The sequence below is a fragment of the Streptomyces sp. 130 genome (assembly GCF_007096885.1).
Lineage (GTDB): Bacteria > Actinomycetota > Actinomycetes > Streptomycetales > Streptomycetaceae > Streptomyces.
Map to the genome: position 1 here is coordinate 1 of NZ_VJNO01000089.1, position 2,367 is coordinate 2,367.

Genomic DNA, 2,367 nt, shown 5'->3' on the forward strand with positions numbered 1-2,367 from the left:
CACCACGAACACCGACGGCACCATGTACTCCGGCACCACACCCGAAACGAACCGGCGCAGCACCCCCACATCCACCGACTCCGCACCCGGCCGGGGCACCACATACGCCACCAGCCGCCTGCCCGAACCCGGGCCGGCGTCGGTCAGGAGCACGGCGGCCTGGCCGACGGCGGGGTGTCCGGCGAGAGCCGTCTCGACCTCGCCGAGTTCGACGCGGTGGCCGCGGACCTTGATCTGGGTGTCGGCGCGTCCGACGAAGACCAGCTGTCCGTCGCGGGCCCAGCGCACCAGGTCTCCCGAGCGGTACATGCGGCTGCCGGGGGCGCCGAAGGGGTCGGCCAGGAAGCGGGACGCGGTCTCGGCGGGGCGATTGAGGTAGCCGAGCGCGACGCCCTCGCCGCCGATGTAGAGCTCGCCCACGGTGCCGGGCGCCACTGGGCGCAGCCAGCCGTCGAGGACGTAGGCGCGCACCCCGGCGTACGGGCGGCCGATCGGCGGGTCGCCGGGCCGCTCGGGCGACAGCGCACCGCTGAAGGTCGTGCCGATGGTGGCCTCGGTGGGGCCGTAGCCGTTGACCATGCGCCTGCCGTGGCCCCAGCGGGCCACGAGGTCGGCCTGCACGGGTTCGGCTCCGACGAGCAGGGTGCGCAGGTGCGGCAGTTCGCGCGGGGGCAGGGTGGCCAGCATGGCGGGCAGGATGAGGGCGTGGTTGACCTCGTGGTGTTCCAGCAGGTCGGTCAGTTCCTCGGCGGACAGGGGGCCGGGGCGCGAGATGACGAGGGTGCCTCCCAGGCCGAGGGCCGACACCACTTCGAGGACGGAGGCGTCGAAGCTGGGTGAGGCGAATTGCAGGACGCGGTCGCCCTGGCGGACGCCGAAGTTGTCGGCGGGCACGGTGAGCAGCCCGCTCAGGCCGGTGTGCGGCACGAGGACGCCCTTGGGCAGTCCGGTCGAGCCCGAGGTGTAGATGATGTACGCGGGCCGGTGCGGGTCCTCGGGGATGTCCGGCAGGTCGGTGGGCAGGGCCTCGAGTACGGCGCCGAGGGTGTCCACCGTCTCGGTCCGGGCCTCGTGGTGCGCGGGGAGCGTGTCGAGGAACCGGGTCTCGGTCAGGATCACCGTCACCCCGGAGTCGGTGATCATGTGTTCCAGGCGGTCGGCCGGGTAGCGCGGGTCGAGCGGTACGTAGACGGCGCCGGAGTGCGTCACCGCGAGCATCGCGGTGAGCCATGGGATGCCCTGTTGCAGGGCGACGCCCACCCGGTCGCCGGGGCGGACGCCGGTGGCGGCGAGGTGGTGGGCGAGGCGGGCGGCCGCGCCGTGCAGTTCGGCGTAGGTGACGCTGTCGTCGCCACAGACCGCCGCACGCGCGTCCGGGGTGCGGGCGAGCTGGGCGCGGAGGATGCCGGAGAGGGTCCGGTGCTCCCCCGCCGTGTCCGGGCCGCTGCCCCAGTCGTCCAGGAGGCGGTGGTGCTCGTCGGGGGTGACCAGGGCGAGGTGGCCGAGGGTGTCCCCGGGGGCGGCGCGGACGACGGCGGTGGCCTGGAGGAGCAGGTCGTCGCAGAGTGCCCGCACGGTGTCCTCGGCGAAGGTGTCCGGGTCGTAGGCGAGGACGAGGTCGATCCGGGCGCCGTCGTACGCCACCAGGTTGAGGGGGTAGTTGGTGGCCTCGACGGCGCTGATGCCGCTGACGGCCAGTCCTTGGGCGGCGGCCGCGTCGGTGTCGACCGGGTAGTTCTCGAAGACGACGAGGCTGTCGAACAGCCGCTGCTCGGGGTCGAGGTCGCTGAGCGCCTGTACGCGGGTGAGGGGCAGGTAGTCGTAGCGGCGGGCCCGGACCTGCTCTTCCTGCAGGGCGCGCAGCCAGTCGATGACGGGGCGGTCCGGGTCGAGGCGGACGCGTACCGGCAGGGAGTTGATGAACAGGCCGATCATGTCCTCGGCTCCGGGCAGGTCGGTGGGCCGCCCGGACGTCGTCGCGCCGAAGACCACGTCCTCCCGGCCGCTGCGCCCGGCGAGCATGAGCGCCCAGACACCCTGCACCACCGCGTTGACGGTCAGCCGGTTGCGGCGCGCGAACGCCTGCAGCTCGGCGGAGACCTCCGGGGTCAGGGGTACGGTCATGCGGGCCGAGGACCGGCTGTCCTGGGAGCGTTCGACCAGGCGGTCGGCCGGCAGCTCGACGGGCGTGTCGTAGCCCGCGAGGACGGAGCGCCAGTACTTCTCGGCTTCCGGCAGGTCACGGCCGGCCAGCCACCTGACGTGGTCGGCGAGGCCGCGGTCGGCCGCCGTGGGGGGCGGGGTGCCGTGCTGGTGCGCGGTGTGGTGGTCCAGGACGAGGGAGAGGACCCGGGCCAGGCTCCACCC

The 2,367-nt window shown here is 73.7% G+C and carries 1 protein-coding gene; it reads right to left on the reverse strand.

Annotated elements, in window-relative coordinates; all coding sequences use genetic code 11:
* A partial coding sequence (locus FKN01_RS32060) for an amino acid adenylation domain-containing protein (protein WP_143626161.1) occupies positions 1-2,367 on the reverse strand: 2,367 nt, incomplete at both ends.